Consider the following 16,758-nt stretch of genomic DNA (forward strand, 5'->3'; position numbering starts at 1 on the left):
AAGTTGCCGGTTAAAGCGGTCTGTCCACCGGTGTTGTCGATGGCGTCCTGTGCAGACACGGAGACCGTACCGCTGCCCTGGACCAGGCCTGCGCGGTTATCAAGCGTGCTGGCGGACTGCAGCATCGCTGAGCCGCCTGCGGTGATCGTGCCGCCTGCATTGCTGATGCGGTTGCCCGACACCGATACGTTGCCGTTGCCACCGATCAGGCCATTGGCGGTATTCGTTATTGCGCCGCTGGCGGTGACAGTGGTGATGCCGGTGCCGCTGTTCGAGAGGGAGCCGCCATCGTTGGCGAGCGACTGTGCGGTGACCGACAGCGTGCCGTCCGCCTGGATCGTGCCGTCTGCGTTGTTCAGGATGCCTGTGCTTGTTAGTGCCACGTTTCGTGCACCGGCATAGCCGCCCGCGCGGTTGTCGAGCGAGCCCGTATCAAGCGTTATGTGACGCTGTGCGGCCAGCTTGCCGCCGCGATTCGATACCGCGTCTGCGTGGATGTCGAGTGCGCCATTCGTTGCCAGCGTGCCGCGGTTGTTTGACAGGGTGCCTGTGGTGACTGACAGCGTGCCGGTGCCAGCACTGCTTAACCTGCCGCCGTCGTTGACCAGCGCCGCAGCATTGAGCGCGAGGTTGTCGCTGTTGCTCTGGAGCGTGCCGGATGTGTTGTCGAGTGTGCCCGCCACGTCGAGGCTCATCGGTGCCGTGCCGGTTTGTGTGATACGGCCACGGTGATTCACGAACTGCGTCGCGCGGAGCGTGAACTGGCTGGCGCTGGTCGTGCCGTCGCTGTGGTCGATGGTCGTGGCATCCAGTGCCGCCAGGTTCCCGGCCGAGAGCGTGCCGCGGTTCGTCAGCGTTGTCCCTGCCGTGACGTCGAGGTTGCCGTTTGCCGCCAGCGTGCCGCTGCTGAACAGTGTCTGCGCCGCGTGGGCAATCAGCGACTGCACGGCGGTAATCGAACCGGCGTTGGCGATTTGTCCGGCCTGTACGGTCACATTGCCGTTGCCGCCAATGGTGCCACCTGTGCTGCCCGCGCCACTTGCATCACCCGTGCCGCCCGCACCGTTGTTTAACAGGCCGCCAATCGCCAGCGTCAGCGCATCCGCGCCCAGCGCGGCAACATGACCACCGGTGTTGTCGAGTGAACCGGAATTGACAGAGAACGCACCTGCGGCCTGCAGCGTGCCGCCCTGGTTCTGCAGGCCATCGATAGTTGAAACTTCAAGCGCGCTGCCCGAACGTATCTGGCCGTTGCGGTTGCCCAGTGCACCCGCTGTGATGGCCAGCGCACCATCCGGGGACAGCACGCCGTTGTCATTCAGCAGCATCCCGGCTGCGTGCAGGTTTAACGCGCCACCTGATGTCGTGGTTGCACCTGACAGGTTCAGATCGCCACCGCTGGCGCGCAGGGCCAGCGTGCCATTGGCCGAGGTCCGGCTGCCCGCGAGATTGAGCGCCGCGCCGTTCAGCGCAGCATTCCCGCCCGCGGCATTGCGGCCGGTCGCACTGAGTGTGCCGTTGGCTAACAGGTCCAGGTTACCTGGCTGCGAGATGGTTCCATCGGAGTTAATCCCCGCTCCCAGGGTGCCGCTCGATGAGAGGTGGCCTGCGTGAACCACTGTGTTCTGCCTCGCGGCGAGCATGCCGCTATTCGTCAGCGTGCCAGCGGTGCTGACGCTGAGATTCTGTTGCGCATAGGTCGTGCCACTGTGCTCGATGCCTTCGCGTGCAAAGAGACTGAGATTGCCGCTGGCATTAGCCTGTCCGGCAAGAACCAGCTTGCCTTCGGTGGTCAGCGTTAACTCACCCGCCTGCGCCGCCAGCTCACCCTGGGTAGACACCCCAACGCCATGCTCATTGCCAACCAGCATGATCCGGTTCGCGTACATCCCGCCTAACTGGCTCACGTCGATCGAAACACCCGGCACCGGGCCATCACCGGCGATCGCCGTGGCACCGAGCGTGTCGTGATCGACGGCATTTGCCCCCGCGATGACGTTCAGGTTTTTAGCGTAGATCGCCGCGTTCGCCTGCACCGCACGCGTAATCAGATCAACCTGATCGGTTGCCCCTGCGATCAGCCCCGCACCCTCGATGCGGATATGGCCGCGGCTCACGCTAAAACCCGCAAGCGAGCCATCCGGCGCGAAGTTCGGCGTGCCAGTGCTCAGAATCGCGCGTGACGTGTTGATAAAACCACCACCATTCACGCTAATACCCGAGCCATTCGCAATTACGACTTCGGCACGCGGGCCAGCCACTTCGAGATACCCGTTGATCTGGCTCGCCGCACGGCTGTTAACCTGATTAACAATGACCCGCGCAGACTGGCCAGGGCCGAAGTTAGGATTCCCGTTGATCAAACCCGCCTGCTGGGTCTGCACGATCACCGGCGAGTTGTTCAGAATCGCACCGCGCCGGGGCACGTCGAACTGGCCATAAGTATTCAGCGACACCCCGGCACCCGAAGGCCGGTTGAGGTTCACCTGGGGCAAACCGTTTTGCGTCTGGACCACCGAAGGCGAATACACCCCACCCGGAACAATCTGCGCGGGCGACCAGACAGGCAGGGTGCCGAGCAGCACGAGCGTAGCCAGTGCGGCAGGACGAAGTGCAAACGTGACTGGCCAATGTCCTGCACCTGAAGTGCCCGCCACGTTTGCCGTCGCGCCGTAACAGCCAGTCCTGACTTGCTGCGTTTGCTGCACTTGCTGCATTTGCTGCACGGTGGCCTGGGTACCTGCTTTAACCACAGCGCGCCCCACTCTCAGACGACTGAACAAAAGTCGTTTATTGCCTTGTTCCATCTGGTCTCATTCGCTTTACTAATTTTTAATGAGCGGCAATTTAGCGCCAGATGAATCAGAGGATTTGGGTTAACACGCTTTTTTGAGCCAGATACAACGCTTTTAGACAAATAGGGTTGCGCTTATCGAGCATTTTATAAATCTGCGCTAGAGCAGGAAAAGAGCGAGGTTTGGAGAATGAAATACCCTGAATCAAACACAAGCAGGAAAACGAGCGCAGCTTTGGCTGCGCTCAACCGCTCCCGGCGTCTCGCGCGCGACTACGAGCAGCTCCCCGAACCCCTCACCGGACTTCATTTCGCCGTCTTCACAATGCTTATCCACGCCGTGCCAGTGCTTCAAAGTGCCCAACGCGCGCTAGTGAGTGGCGAGTAGTGAACTGCCACCTGGTTAAATGAACTTAACCACACGTGATTAACCCACGCATCAACGTGACCCCGCTCAACCTGAATGAGCGCGGACTTTCTTCAGCAAAGCGGTGGTTGAGCGTGCATGCTCGAACGGAATCGCCAGCGCCCGCCCCCCCCAGCTGCGCACCAGAGCAGACTCCGGCAGCGCATCCATGTCGTAATCGCCCCCTTTGACCAGCACATCCGGGTGCAGCGCCTCGATCAACGCCAACGGCGTCGGTTCATCAAAGCGCACGACCCAGTCGCTGCTTTCCAGCGCAGCCAGCAACGCCATGCGGTCAGCCTCCTGATTCACCGGCCGGTCATCGCCCTTGCCTAGCAGGCGAACTGAGGCATCGCTATTCACGCCAATAATCAGACACGCGCCGAGGGCTTTCGCCGCGGCGAGGTACGTGACGTGACCGCGATGCAGGATATCGAACACGCCATTGGTAAACACCACCGGGCCAGTGAGCGTAGCGCGGCGCTGGGCAAGCGCCTCGCGCGTCGTGATTTTGCGTTCAAAAATGGCAGACATTGAACCGTCCAGTGCAAGGGCTTAAAAATTAACAGGGCGCTAGTGCTAGTTAAAGCGAGCCGCCACGATACACGCTCACCGCGCTTGCTGACGGCTGACGACCGATAGCTAACGGGCAGCATCGCATGCTGCGACAAGGCGGCATAGCATCAAAAAAACATCAAAAGCAAACGGCCCAGCATGCGTTAAACATGCTGGGCCGTTGAACCGCTACTCCGTTTGATACCAGCCTTTGCTGGCCGCTAGCCTCACTTTGCTGGCCGCTAGCCTCAAACGGGCAAAACCACCCACCGTGCGTCAGGCCGCTTGCCCGGCAGTCCGTTCAGCCGCCTGCAAGCGCTGAACCACTTCCTTGCGATAGCGGTTTAGTTCCTGCGCCGTGTTAAACGTGCGCTCAAACAAAACCGACAGGTTATGCAAAATGCGCTCAACTACTTTCTTTTCCCAACTGTCGTCGAAGCGGATTTGCTCATCGAGCCAGCGTTCGAGCCATTCCGGATCAGGCAGACGCGACTGAACGGTGTCACGCGGGAAAAGCGACTCGTTCACGTGCAGATTGGTTGGGTGCAATGGCTTTTCGGTGCGGCGCGCCGAGGCCATCAGCACGCCGATCTTCGCAAATGCCGCCCGCGCGACATCGCCGGTTTGCGCCATCGCTTTTTTCATGTAACGCAGATACGCACCGCCATGGCGGGCTTCATCGCGCGAAATCAGTTCGTAAATGTGCCGGATGACCGGCTCGGTATGCCATTCAGCGGCGCGGCGATACCAGTGGTTCAAACGGATCTCGCCGCAGAAATGCAGCATCAGGGTTTCGAGCGGCGGAGCCGGATCAAACTCAAAACGCACCGCGTGCAGCTCTGCTTCGGTGGGCATCATTTCTGGCTTGAAGCGGCGCAGATATTCCATCAGCACCAGCGAATGCTTTTGCTCTTCAAAGAACCAAACGCTCATGAAGGCGGAAAAATCACTGTCGTGGTGGTTATCGCGCAGGAACATTTCGGTGGCTGGCAACGCGGCCCATTCAGTGATCGCGTTCATCTTGATGGTGGCTGCCTGCTCGTCGGTAAGCAGCGAAGGATCGAAGCTGTTCCAGGGCACGTCTTTTTCCATGTCCCATCGAACAGATTCGAGTGATTTGTAAAGCTCCGGATAAAGCATGGTGTTCATCGTCCCACCCCTGTTTCTGCGTATTGCAACATCTGGTTGTGTATGTTCGTGACTGTGATGGCGACTGTTGGCGCACAGTGCGCGCGCGAAGCCCAAGCCTTCAATTTTACGCGGTAATCAAGCGGCAAACCGCGCTATTTGACAAAGCCGGTATGGCCCCAGCGTGCGTTGCACGGCCAACCAATGGAACCGTGTCCGCGGCATGCCCTGGCACAACTCCCGCTGAGCCTGATGCAGCAAGGCCGGATCAGCCCACAGCAGCAAGTGCGGAACATGTGCCAAAAAAATAGGCAAAAGCTTTCACGATGGTAACACGAGGGGTCCAGCCATTAGCCGGCAAAAATGCCATTGGCATAGCCTCCGGCCTGATACGACAGGGCTGACAGCCTCATGCCAAGCCTTGCAAACGCGCCATCTGCCACAGCGCAGAGTCACCCCGCCGCGCCATCCATGGCATCGCTTTGCCGCAGCCAGCGAACGATCTCGTCGCGCTGGGCGAGCACATCGCGCCGCCCCAGTTCAATCAGCTCACCAGTGAATTCACGCTCGAACAGCAGATAACTCGCAAACGAGGCCCCTGACGCCCGGTTACCCCCCACCGCGCCCAGCAAGCCCCGCACCGTTCGTGGCAGGCGTTGCACATGCCGCGCGGCGAGCAGTTCGATCCGCTCGCTGGGCTCTATCGCCAGCACCTCGACATGACGCCAGCCGCTCTCGGGCTCAACCGCATGCGGCAAGTGCTGCACCATCCGGTTCACGTGCTCGATACGCTCGATATCCGCACCAATCGAATCGAGAAAAACGCTCGCCAGCACCTGCTGCCCGATTTGCGCCAGCGACGGATAACCATTCTCGTGACCAGCCAGTGGCACCTCTGGACGCGGCGTGGCAGCACCAATCACGAGAATGCGTTGCGCGCCGAAGTGGATCGCCGGGCTTAAAGGAGCAATCTGGCGAATCGAGCCATCACCGAAATATTCGTGATGCCCATCCAGTTCGAGCCGTACCGCTGGAAACACATAGGGAATCGCCGCTGACGCCAGCAAGTGCTCGGGCGTCAGCGCAACCATGCGGGCGGAACGCTGCGCCCGGCGCCAGGCGTGGATCGGCTCACTGGCCTGATAGAAGGTCAGGTGCTGGCCAGACGAATAACTCAGCGCGGTGACCGACAACGCATGCAGCACGCGCTGTTCGAGCATCTGCTCGATCCGATGAAAACTAAGCGTTTCACGGAGCAAATGCGCCAGCGGTGTGGCATCGAACAAGCCGCGCGGCGACTGATGCGCAGCCCAGCCGATGGTCATCGCCGCGAGCCAGCGCGCACCCGCGGCCATCACGCCAGGCCAGTCGGTGCGATACACCTGATTGGCCCGCATCGCTGACCAGACTTGCACCAGGCGCTCCGCACCACGGGCGAAATCATCCGCATGACTAGCTATAGAAGTCGCGTTGATCGCTCCGGCGGAAGTGCCGCAAATCACGCTAAAGGGAGATTCAGGCCGTGTGGGCCTGGTGGCGCGCGCAATCTCGGCTAACGCCTGCAACGCGCCCGCCTGGTAGGCTGCGCGAGCCCCGCCGCCCATCAGGACTAGTGCAAGGCGCATGGCAAAGGCCAACGCGATGCGTATAACTGGCGGGGCTGCCCGCCCGGTCTGCCAAGCCGCAGCACGGACCAACGCGACGGGCGTAGCTGGCTGGACGGTCTCCATGCGTGGGCACCCGGTGCCGGATAGCTGGACCGGCGCGACATACGCGGCTGGCTAGGCAACAGCCCAAGCCCAGGCAGCACGCGCAAGCGCGCCAGAACGGCGCTCATAAGATCAGGCAGCGGCACGGTTCACGACCCGGTTGTCATGATCGCGGGCCGGGCATCACGTCCGGCGGGGCGCGGCTTTTTTCGCCGCGCGCGTTTTGCCAGCAGCGGGGGTGGTTTTAGCGGCGGTTTTAGCGGCGGTTTTAGCGGCAGACTTGGGCGCGCGGCGAGGTGGTGCGCTCGCTGGGTCAGTTGCCGAAGCCGGTGCAGCGTGAGCCGCTGCCTGCCCGCCCGAATTGCTCGCAGTCGAATTGCCCCCCGCCGAAGTACCCGCAGCCTCTGGCTGGGCCATCGCAAACTCGGCCACCTGGTTGAACTGCGATTGCAGCAGGTTCCACCAGGTGGAAGGGTCCATTCCAGCAGCAGAAGCAGCAGCGCCTTCAGCCGTAGCACCTGATGCCGTGCTAGCTGCCGCAGCCGCAGCCGCAGCCGCAGAAGCAGAAGCAGAAGCAGAAGCAGAAGCAGAAGCATCATCCGCCGCCCTGGCCGTCTCTGGCTGCGCAGCCGGTGCCTGGGCAAACGCACCAAACGCGCGCAATGTAGCCAGCGTCGCGCGCTGCACCTCCAGCGCCTGGATCGCGGACTGCAGCAGATTCAGATTGAGCTTGAGCCATTGCTCAACGGCACGCATATCGGTAATGCGCCGGTCGAGCTCTTCGAGATTCGTCAATTGCGCCAGCATCCCGGGAAGATCCGCCCCCGCAGCAGCGGCACCCGGCTGCGCGCCAGGAAACCCCTGGGCAAATGGCGCGAGCGGCATCATGCTCCAGAGCTGATCCAGCACACCCGCAGGCGGAAAGCCCGGCATGCCAGAAAAAGGCGATTGAGAACCAAAACCGGGGGTATCAGACACGCGGGTCTCCTCACTAAACAAACAAAGCAATACTGGACCGGCCAGGCTGCGCACGATCACTCGATCATACGCGCAGCCATGGCTCACCAGCCACTGGCAAAAACGCCATCAAGACGCTGAATCAGGCGGCACAACTGACTGCTCAATCGCCCCAAATAGCGACTTGCCCGCGTCATCGAGCATTTCAATCTTGACGGTGTCGCCGTACTGCATGAAGGCGGTCTTTGGTGCGCCATGCTCGATGGTTTCCAGGCAGCGTTTCTCGGCGATACAGCAATAGCCGCGTTTGGCGTCCTTGTTCGATACCGTGCCCGAGCCAACGATGGTTCCCGCGCGCAAATTACGCGTCTTCGCCGCATGAGCAATCAGCTGGCCGAAATGAAACACCATGTCGGTGCCCGCATCCGGCTGCCCCACCTTCTTGCCATTCCAGTGAACCAGCATCGGCCGGTGCAAACGGCCTTCGCGCCAGTGCTCACCAAGCTCATCCGGCGTAATGGCGAGCGGAGCGAATGCGCTCGCGGGCTTGCTCTGGAAGAAACCAAAACCCTTGGCCAGCTCGGCCGGAATCAGGTTACGCAACGACACATCGTTGACCAGCGTCACCAGCCGCACGCCGTTTAGCGCCTGCTCGGGCGTGGCGGCCATCGGCACGTCCGTGGTGATCACCGCGACTTCGGCCTCGAAATCAATGCCGAACGCTTCAGAGGCGCACACGATGTCGTCTTTGGGGCCGATGAAATCATCGCTGCCACCTTGGTACATCAGCGGATCACTCCAGAATTCAGGCGGCATCTCCGCGCCGCGCGCGCGCCGCACCAGTTCAACGTGATTCACATAGGACGAGCCATCCGCCCACTGATACGCTCGTGGCAACGGTGCCATGCACTGGCTCGCATCGAATGCGAACGGATGGCGCGCGCGTCCGTGGTTCAGCGCGTCATACACCTCCTGCAACTGCGGCGCGTAAAAGGTCCAGTCATCAAGCACCCGCTGCAGCGTGGGTGCAATCGCATCGGCCAGCGCGGCCGTTTGCAGGTCACGGGACACAACCATCAACTGGCCGTCGCGCGTGCCGTCCTTCAAGGTGGCGAATTTCATAAGGAGGGGCTCGAAGAAGTGACGATAGAAGGAATCTATTCTACGATGGTGAATTCGCCCGGCCCAAAGCCGTGGCATCCCTCCCGCCGCACCATTCACCTTCATCTGCGTCCTTCATCTGCGTCCTTCATCTGCGTCCTTCATCTGCGTCCTTCATCTGCGTCCTTCATCTGCGTTCTCCGCTCTCGTTCTCCACTCGCACACTGACCATGCCTTCTTCCTCCCGCAGCAACACCACTACGGCTGAACCGGCCACCGGCGAGACCCACAGCGACGAACCGGATGACACCGGCAGTGCAAAGCTCCGCTCAGGCATTCAGTCGATTGAAGTGGGTTTCCGCCTGCTTGAAGTGCTCACGCACGAGCCCCGCGCGATGATGCTCCGTGACCTCGCGCAACGCGCGCAGATGAGCCCCGCGAAAGCTCATCGTTATCTGGTGAGCTTTGCGCGGCTCGGCGTGGTGACACAAGACTCGTTGTCGGGGCGCTATGAGCTAGGCGGCTTTGCGTTGCAGCTTGGGTTGGCGCGACTGGCGCGCGTCGATGGCGTGAAACTCGCGCGCGAGGCGCTCGCCCGGCTGCACGCACAGCTTGACCTGACCACAGGCATCGCCGTCTGGGGCAATCAGGGGCCCACCGTGGTGCACTGGCTTGAATCAAGCTATCCGGCCAAGGCCTCACTCAAACTCGGTGACGTAATGCCATTGCTCGGCTCGGCAACCGGCCTTCTGTTCGCGGCCTATCTGCCCCGCAGCAAGACCGCACCCATGCTGGAGCGCGAACTGGCGTATCTGCGTCAGGCCAGCCCAACCAAAGGACGGCCCAAGACAGCAGAAGACATCGAGCCGTTGCTGGCCGAAGTACGCGCGCATGGCGCGGCACGCGTCGAAGGCATGCTGCTGCCAAACATCAACGCGTTTTGCCTGCCCGTGTTCGATGCAACGGGCAGCCTCGCGCTAGGGCTGATCGCGCTGGGCCGCGAAGGGGTCTTCGATATTCGCTGGGATGGGGAGGCCGGCGCAGCATTGCGCGAGTGCGCGCGGCAACTGTCTTATGAATTGGGCTTTGTTGCGGCTCGAGTGGATCAGGTGGATCAAGCAGATCAGGCAAAGCCGATAGGTCAAGATCAAGCGGCAGCGGACTAGCCTGGGTTCAGCCGCACCGGCTGGCATCGCGCTAGACCCGCTTCGGCCTGACAAGCCTGACAGGCCTGTCAGAGCTGACAGGCCTCACCCCACGCCACCCGGTAAAATGCGCCACGCCTCAACCCAGCGCTCACAGGAACACACCCGCCCGCTCCCGCTGTATGCGCCAGGTCAACGTCCTGGCTTGGGTCCTCCGCTCCCCGCTATTTTTCTCACGCATTTCTCGTCTCGCTCAACCTGATGCCGTCTCCCTCCCCCGCCAGCCGCCAGCATCGCTCGCCCAAGGACACCACCAGCCGCCGGTGGCAACTGGGCCGCTGGGCCGTCGTGCTGCTAGCGGTGCTAGGCCTGCACTGGAGCGCAGGACAATGGCTGGAACACAGCCGCATCGGCTTCGAGCCGCCCGCCGCGCCACCGCCAGTGCAGATCGCCCTGCTCAAACCCGAACGCATCGAACGCCAACCGGTTTCGCCTCCCTCGCTATCAACGTCAACGTCTGCGCGCAAACCGGTGCGTCCGCGTAGCAATACATCCACGCTCAGCGCCACACCGTCAACAGCCAAACCCACCGCAAGCGCGCCTGAGACCAAGGCACACGCAGACACCAGCACCAGCACCAGCACCAGCGATCAAACCAGCGAAACCGGCACCACAACAGGTACCGCAACGGGCAGCGCCAGCAACCCCCACAACCCAACCGCCAGCGCAGCCAAAGCCGAACCTGGCGTGAAATTCTCCGTGCCGCCGTCAGGCAACCTCGAATACGACTCGTACTACAACGGCGTGCGCAACCCGCCGGGCACGATCCGCTGGAGCACCGACGGCCATCAGTACCGCATCGCCATTTCGATTCCGCTGCCATTTGTCGGCACTTATCAGTATTCAAGCCATGGCCAGATCGACGCGTTTGGCCTGGCACCCGAGCAATACATTGAAAAGCGCGGCCGCCGCGTGGAAGACATCACGATTTTCAATCGCCGCGAGCAGCAGATCGTCTTCACCCGCACTCCCACCAGACTGGCGCTGCCCGATGGCGCGCAAGACCGCTTCAGCATGCTGATGCAGCTATCGGCCTTGGTGCGTGGTGATCCGGACGCCTATCAGCCAGGGGTCACCCGCGAGTTTTATGTGACCGATAGCGATAGCGGCGAAATCTGGCCGATTCAGACCATTGGCGATGAAACCATCCGCACAGCCGAAGGCCTACTCCACGCTCGTCATTTCCGCCGCCTGCCGCGCCGCGCGGACGATACCCGCCGCATCGACATCTGGTTGGCTCCTTCGCTGGGCTGGCTGCCCGCCCGGCTGATGCAAACCGAACCCAATGGTGCCGAAATCGAACTGGTCTGGCGTGGCCAAAGCACCGCAGCAGGTGCCAACGCAGACAGCGCACCCGCCTCCATCCGCAGCCCCGACCCGGCCGCGGTCAGCCCGGACAGCCTCTACAACCGTCCCTGAAGCCACCTCGCACGGCACAGCCACACCGAAGCGCGCGCCCAGCAAGCTTTCTGCATCCGGGTCATACTGGCGCGCAGCTCATCCCGAGCCGCGTTGCACCATGCCAACCCGCTTCGTTTTGACTTTTGACGCCAAACCTGAAACGTTCGAAGCCGCATGCTCTGTGCGCTAACTAGCTAACTAACACCCATCCGAGGGCCGGCATTTTTCTAACCCGCCAGATCCGCCCCTTGAATTCCTCTGCATCCGCTCCACTTAAGGCGCTGTCCGGCCAGGAGCCAACGAAAACAGGAACAGGAGTGACGACATGCAAATGATCTACAACAGCCCGAACTACTGCGTCGTCGAGTTTCCGCCGCAAGACGGTCACATCGCCATGAGGTCAGGCGGCTACGAGATCGTCGATAAAAACATGCAGCGCGAAATTTATATCGATGGCGCAATGGCAGCCAGCTTCCGCGAACATGTCCAGAAGCTGATCGCAGAAGAACCCTCACTCGATGAAGTCGATGAATTCCTCGGCCAGTTCGACAGCCTGATGACCCAGCCCGTGGTTTCCCACTAACGCCGGTTCCGTTTTCCGCTTTATTTAGCTTTAGCTTCATCCCGCACCCAAGCTCTGCTCAGGTTCAACCTGAGCAGAGCTTTTCTTTTCCCCGCTCCTGCTTTTGCCCTCAAGCTAGCCCCACCGCCTGCCCGCAGCCCCTCCGCCTACCCGGACTACAATGGCGGACTCTTTCGAACCCGTCGGCATCCCGCCCTACCAGTCATGAACCAGCCTGTTGCTTCCGCCCCCAGCATCCGCGCCTACACACGAGGTGCGGTGCTCCCCAAGCTGCTTGCGTCACGCATCCTGATTCTCGATGGCGCAATGGGCACGATGATCCAGCGCTACAAGCTCGATGAAGCCCGCTATCGCGGCACGCGCTTCCAGGATTACAGCCGCGACATCAAGGGCAATAACGAGTTGCTCTCCCTCACGCAGCCGCAAATCATCGGCGAGATCCACGAGCAATATCTCGCAGCAGGCGCGGACATCATCGAAACCAATACCTTTGGCGCAACCACCGTCGCTCAGGCCGATTACGGCATGGAAAGCCTTGCCATCGAGATGAATCTCGAATCCGCCAAACTGGCGCGCGCCGCATGCGACAAATATTCGACACCGGATAAACCCCGCTTCGTCGCCGGGGCCATTGGGCCAACCCCCAAAACCGCCAGCATTTCACCCGATGTCAACGACCCCGCCGCGCGCAACGTCACCTTCGACGAGCTGCGCACTTCGTATTACGAACAGGCCAAAGCCCTGCTCGACGGCGGCGCGGATCTCTTTCTGGTCGAAACAATCTTCGACACGCTCAACGCCAAAGCAGCACTCTTCGCCCTCGACGAGCTGTTCGAAGACACCGGCGAGCGCTTGCCAATCATGATTTCCGGCACGGTCACCGATGCTTCCGGGCGCATTCTTTCGGGCCAAACCGTCGAAGCATTCTGGAACTCGCTGCGCCACGCCCGGCCGCTGATGTTTGGCCTGAACTGCGCGCTAGGCGCGGCGCTGATGCGGCCGTATATCGCCGAACTAGCACGTCTGTGCGACACCTATGTCTCGTGCTATCCCAACGCTGGCCTGCCGAACCCGATGAGCGATACCGGCTTCGACGAACTGCCCGCCGACACCTCCAGCTTGCTCAAAGAGTTCGCCCAGGCGGGGCTGGTCAACCTGGCGGGCGGCTGCTGCGGCACCACCCCCGAGCACATCGCCGCCATCGCCCAAGCGCTGGCCGAGATCAAACCACGCAAGTGGCCCGGCCAATACCGCGACGAAGGCTGATCCGATTCCTGGCCGGAGCATTTCCGCCGGCCGACCTTATCCGCCTCGTCCGTCTTATCCACCTTCTCCGCCTTGCTCAGGCCCCCTGTCTTCCGGGCCGCCGCTGTCACCCTCACATCATCTGACTGCCATGACCGATCACACCATGCGCCTCTCCGGGCTCGAAGCCTTCAACGTCACGCCCGGCACGCTGTTCATCAACGTTGGCGAGCGCACCAACGTCACGGGCTCGAAGGCCTTCGCCCGCATGATTCTCAATGGCCAGTTCGATGAGGCGCTGGCGGTCGCGCGCCACCAGGTCGAAAACGGCGCACAGGTGATCGACGTCAACATGGACGAAGCCATGCTTGACTCGAAAGCCGCGATGGAGCGTTTCATGAACCTGATCGCGTCCGAGCCAGACATCGCCCGCGTGCCGATCATGATCGACTCATCGAAATGGGACGTGATCGAAGCAGGCCTGAAATGCGTGCAAGGCAAAGCGATCGTCAACTCGATCTCGCTCAAGGAAGGCGAGGCGGCGTTCCGGCATCACGCCAACCTGATCCGGCGCTATGGTGCCGCCGCCGTGGTGATGGCGTTCGATGAACAAGGCCAGGCCGACACCTTCGCGCGCAAGACCGAGATCTGCCAGCGCTCATACGAGTTTTTGCTCAACGAAGTCGGCTTTCCGCCAGAAGACATCATCTTCGACCCGAACATTTTCGCCGTCGCCACCGGCATCGAAGAGCACAACAACTACGCCGTCGATTTCATCAACGCCACACGCTGGATCAAGCAAAACCTGCCGTATGCCAAGGTGAGCGGCGGCGTGTCGAACGTCTCGTTCTCGTTTCGCGGCAACGACCCAGTGCGTGAAGCGATCCACACCGTGTTCCTGTATCACGCGATCCAGGCGGGCATGGATATGGGCATCGTCAATGCGGGGCAGCTCGGGGTATATGCCGACCTTGATCCGGAGTTGCGCGAGCGTGTCGAAGACGTGGTGCTAAACCGCCGCACGGACGGCACGGACCGTCTGCTCGAAATCGCTGACCGCTTTAAAACTGGCGTGGCGAAAAAAGAAGAGAACCTCGAATGGCGTAACCAGCCCGTTGAAAAACGTCTGGCGCATGCGCTGGTGCAAGGCATCACGACCTTCATCGTCGAAGACACCGAAGAAGCCCGGGTCCAGATCGACGCCGCCGGTGGACGCCCGATCAACGTGATCGAAGGCCCGCTGATGGACGGGATGAACATCGTGGGCGACCTGTTTGGTCAGGGCAAGATGTTCCTGCCGCAGGTGGTCAAATCGGCGCGCGTGATGAAGCAGGCGGTGGCCCATCTGATCCCTTTCATCGAAGAAGAAAAGCTGCGCATCGCAGCCGCAGGCGGCGATGTGCGCGCCAAGGGCAAGATCGTGATCGCCACCGTCAAGGGCGATGTGCACGATATCGGCAAGAACATCGTGTCGGTGGTGCTGCAGTGCAATAACTTCGAAGTGGTCAACATGGGCGTGATGGTGCCCTGCAGCGAAATTCTGGCGAAGGCCAAAGCCGAAGGCGCGGACATCATCGGCTTGTCTGGGCTGATTACCCCGAGTCTCGAAGAGATGTCCTACGTCGCCGCCGAAATGCAGCGTGACGAATACTTCCGCGAGAAACAAACCCCGTTGCTAATTGGCGGTGCAACCACCTCGCGGGTCCACACCGCGGTCAAGATCGCACCGCATTACGAGGGCCCCGTGGTGTACGTGCCGGACGCCTCGCGTTCGGTGTCGGTGGCCTCGAGCCTGCTGTCGGACGAAGGCGCGGCGAAATATCTCGAAGACCTCAAAACCGATTACGCCCGCGTCCGCGAGCAGCACGCCAACAAAAAAGCCCAGCCAATGGTGACGCTGGCCGAAGCACGCGCCAACAAAACCCCGATTGACTGGAGCGCTTATCAGCCGGTCAAGCCGAAGTTCATCGGCCGCCGCGCGTTCAAGAATTTCGATCTGGCGGAACTGGCGCAGTACATCGACTGGGCCCCGTTCTTCCAGACGTGGGATCTGGCTGGGCCCTATCCAGCGATCCTCAATGACGAGCTCGTTGGCGAATCAGCGCGGCGGGTGTTCGCAGACGGCAAGGCGATGCTGGCACGGCTGATCCAGGGGCGCTGGCTCACCGCCAATGGCGTGATCGCGCTGCTGCCCGCCAATACCGTGAATGACGACGACATCGAGATCTATACCGACGAATCGCGCACCGAAGTCGCCCTCACCTGGCGCAACCTGCGCCAGCAAAGCGTGCGTCCAGTGGTAAATGGCGTGCAGCGGCCCAATCGCTCGCTAGCGGATTTCATCGCGCCCAAGGCCTCCGGCGTGGCCGACTACATCGGTCTGTTTGCGGTGACGGCAGGCCTCGGTGTCGAAGTCAAAGAAAAGCAGTTCGAAAAAATTTACGACGACTACAGCTCGATCATGCTCAAAGCGCTCGCAGACCGTCTGGCAGAAGCCTTCGCCGAAGCGCTGCATGCGCGGGTGCGACGTGATCTGTGGGGCTATGCCAGCGATGAAACACTCGACAACGACGACCTGATCGCAGAGAAATACCGTGGCGTGCGCCCCGCTCCAGGTTATCCGGCATGCCCAGACCACCTTGTGAAGCAGGCGATGTTCGAGGTGCTGCAAGCCAATGAGATTGGCATGAGCGTGACCGAGTCACTGGCGATGCTGCCCGCAGCTAGCGTCTCAGGGTTTTATCTGGCGCACCCGGACAGCACGTATTTCTCTGTGGGCAAGATTGCCGCCGATCAGCTCGATGATTACGCCCAGCGGATGGGGCTATCGCAAGCCGATGCGCAGCGGGCACTCGCGCCGCAACTTTAAACCGCAGCGGTAAACCACCCGCCGCGCCGCGTCTTCGTTGACGCGACGCCAGACAACACAAAGCCCGCCTTCATTCAGGCGGGCTTTGTGTTTAATGCTGCCAGGTATCTGGCGTCTGACGCACTACGCAGTGGGTAACAACCGCGCTAGTCAAAGACCCCAGACGATATCCGCGTTTTCTTTTTGCGCTGCGCGCAGCATGTCGAGAAATGGAAAGGCACGTTGCGCGAGGCCCAGTGGAATTTCGTGGTGCTCGTGGCCCTCTTCGCCTTCATGAAAATGACCATCGCTTTCGGCCCGGTGCTGCTTGTCGGTGTTGATCGCGCTTTCGAGTTTGGCGATCGCGGCGGGCAGTTCGTCATGAGTAATCACACCGCGCTCACCCAGACGCTTGCCAATAATGCCAACCAGATACTGCGCCAGATTTTCCAGCATCATCACGTCCGGCGCGGCGTGGCATTTGAAAGTAATCAGCATGGTGGTTCCTTGTCCGTGGTTCGATGTTTGAGGTTCGATATGCACACGCCCGTCAAGCGCTGCAGCCCAGACTGACAGGCCACAGCCCTTGACGGGCAGGTCTTTGAATATATTAGCACCTGCTAAAATCCGGCTAGATGCGTCTCGCCTGTGCTGCAGTGCGCTTTCCTGTGGCAACACCAGGCGGCTGAAGCCGCCGGCACGGAACACCGCCTGCATGACAGCCAATGCTGCACAGCGTCACCCGCTTTAGATCCCCCTGTCGAACCTGAACCCGCACGGCGCGCTACGCACCCGCCGCGCCTCCGTTTCACCCAGACTGCCTCAC

At 61.2% G+C, this 16,758-nt stretch carries 11 protein-coding genes and 1 pseudogene; 5 read left to right on the forward strand and 7 right to left on the reverse strand.

All coding sequences use genetic code 11. From position 1 onward, the window contains the following. Positions 1 to 5: 5 nt before the first annotated feature. From GH656_RS13750 to GH656_RS13780, 6 genes and pseudogenes are all read right to left on the reverse strand, one after another. Positions 6 to 2,807: pseudogene (locus GH656_RS13750) on the reverse strand (two-partner secretion domain-containing protein); the annotation flags it as partial. A 441-nt stretch (positions 2,808 to 3,248) separates the two neighbouring features. Further along, positions 3,249 to 3,734, reverse strand: a complete 486-nt coding sequence (rfaE2, locus tag GH656_RS13760) for a D-glycero-beta-D-manno-heptose 1-phosphate adenylyltransferase (protein ID WP_153076449.1) — start codon at positions 3,732 to 3,734, stop codon at positions 3,249 to 3,251. 297 nt (positions 3,735 to 4,031) lie between these two features. Then, entirely contained in the window at positions 4,032 to 4,904 is an 873-nt protein-coding gene (locus GH656_RS13765) for a ferritin family protein (RefSeq protein ID WP_153076450.1), read from the reverse strand. A 431-nt stretch (positions 4,905 to 5,335) separates the two neighbouring features. Then, the gene (locus GH656_RS13770; RefSeq protein ID WP_153076451.1) at positions 5,336 to 6,508 is read right to left on the reverse strand and encodes a patatin-like phospholipase family protein; all 1,173 of its coding nucleotides are present in this window, start codon (positions 6,506 to 6,508) and stop codon (positions 5,336 to 5,338) included. A gap of 267 nt (positions 6,509 to 6,775) precedes the next feature. Next, positions 6,776 to 7,570, reverse strand: a complete 795-nt coding sequence (locus GH656_RS13775; protein ID WP_153076452.1) for a PhaM family polyhydroxyalkanoate granule multifunctional regulatory protein — start codon at positions 7,568 to 7,570, stop codon at positions 6,776 to 6,778. Between the two features lie 108 nt (positions 7,571 to 7,678). Then, positions 7,679 to 8,671 (reverse strand): fumarylacetoacetate hydrolase family protein, encoded by a 993-nt coding sequence (locus GH656_RS13780; protein ID WP_153076453.1) that lies wholly within the window; start codon positions 8,669 to 8,671, stop codon positions 7,679 to 7,681. Between the two features lie 209 nt (positions 8,672 to 8,880). On the opposite strand from GH656_RS13780, the gene GH656_RS13785 reads away from it, so the two are divergent. From GH656_RS13785 to metH, 5 genes are all read left to right on the forward strand, one after another. After that, complete coding sequence (locus GH656_RS13785; protein ID WP_153076454.1) at positions 8,881 to 9,816, forward strand: IclR family transcriptional regulator; 936 nt, start codon at positions 8,881 to 8,883, stop codon at positions 9,814 to 9,816. A gap of 240 nt (positions 9,817 to 10,056) precedes the next feature. Further along, positions 10,057 to 11,274, forward strand: a complete 1,218-nt coding sequence (locus GH656_RS13790) for a DUF3108 domain-containing protein (protein WP_153076455.1) — start codon at positions 10,057 to 10,059, stop codon at positions 11,272 to 11,274. Between the two features lie 307 nt (positions 11,275 to 11,581). After that, positions 11,582 to 11,839 carry a BTH_I0359 family protein gene (locus GH656_RS13795; protein ID WP_153076456.1) on the forward strand — a complete coding sequence of 86 codons (258 nt, stop codon included), beginning with the start codon at positions 11,582 to 11,584 and terminating at the stop codon, positions 11,837 to 11,839. 204 nt (positions 11,840 to 12,043) lie between these two features. Beyond that, positions 12,044 to 13,105 carry a homocysteine S-methyltransferase family protein gene (locus tag GH656_RS13800; RefSeq protein ID WP_153076457.1) on the forward strand — a complete coding sequence of 354 codons (1,062 nt, stop codon included), beginning with the start codon at positions 12,044 to 12,046 and terminating at the stop codon, positions 13,103 to 13,105. Between the two features lie 130 nt (positions 13,106 to 13,235). Next, the gene (gene metH, locus GH656_RS13805) at positions 13,236 to 15,953 is read left to right on the forward strand and encodes a methionine synthase (protein WP_174769760.1); all 2,718 of its coding nucleotides are present in this window, start codon (positions 13,236 to 13,238) and stop codon (positions 15,951 to 15,953) included. Positions 15,954 to 16,103: 150 nt separating this feature from the next. Here metH and GH656_RS13810 read toward each other — a convergent pair whose 3' ends face one another. Beyond that, the gene (locus tag GH656_RS13810; protein ID WP_153076458.1) at positions 16,104 to 16,430 is read right to left on the reverse strand and encodes a DUF1840 domain-containing protein; all 327 of its coding nucleotides are present in this window, start codon (positions 16,428 to 16,430) and stop codon (positions 16,104 to 16,106) included. Between the last annotated feature and the right edge of the window lie 328 nt (positions 16,431 to 16,758).

Source organism: Paraburkholderia bonniea (assembly GCF_009455625.1).
Classification (GTDB): Bacteria; Pseudomonadota; Gammaproteobacteria; order Burkholderiales; family Burkholderiaceae; genus Paraburkholderia; species Paraburkholderia bonniea.

Excerpts from the sequence above, each read along its gene's own strand:
- rfaE2 (WP_153076449.1), bottom strand. The coding sequence starts at position 3,734 with ATGTCTGCCATTTTTGAACGCAAAATCACGACGCGCGAGGCGCTTGCC.
- GH656_RS13765 (WP_153076450.1), bottom strand. The coding sequence starts at position 4,904 with ATGAACACCATGCTTTATCCGGAGCTTTACAAATCACTCGAATCTGTT.
- GH656_RS13770 (WP_153076451.1), bottom strand. The coding sequence starts at position 6,508 with ATGCGCCTTGCACTAGTCCTGATGGGCGGCGGGGCTCGCGCAGCCTAC.
- GH656_RS13780 (WP_153076453.1), bottom strand. The coding sequence starts at position 8,671 with ATGAAATTCGCCACCTTGAAGGACGGCACGCGCGACGGCCAGTTGATG.
- GH656_RS13785 (WP_153076454.1), top strand. The coding sequence starts at position 8,881 with ATGCCTTCTTCCTCCCGCAGCAACACCACTACGGCTGAACCGGCCACC.
- GH656_RS13790 (WP_153076455.1), top strand. The coding sequence starts at position 10,057 with ATGCCGTCTCCCTCCCCCGCCAGCCGCCAGCATCGCTCGCCCAAGGAC.
- GH656_RS13795 (WP_153076456.1), top strand. The coding sequence starts at position 11,582 with ATGCAAATGATCTACAACAGCCCGAACTACTGCGTCGTCGAGTTTCCG.
- GH656_RS13800 (WP_153076457.1), top strand. The coding sequence starts at position 12,044 with ATGAACCAGCCTGTTGCTTCCGCCCCCAGCATCCGCGCCTACACACGA.
- metH (WP_174769760.1), top strand. The coding sequence starts at position 13,236 with ATGACCGATCACACCATGCGCCTCTCCGGGCTCGAAGCCTTCAACGTC.
- GH656_RS13810 (WP_153076458.1), bottom strand. The coding sequence starts at position 16,430 with ATGCTGATTACTTTCAAATGCCACGCCGCGCCGGACGTGATGATGCTG.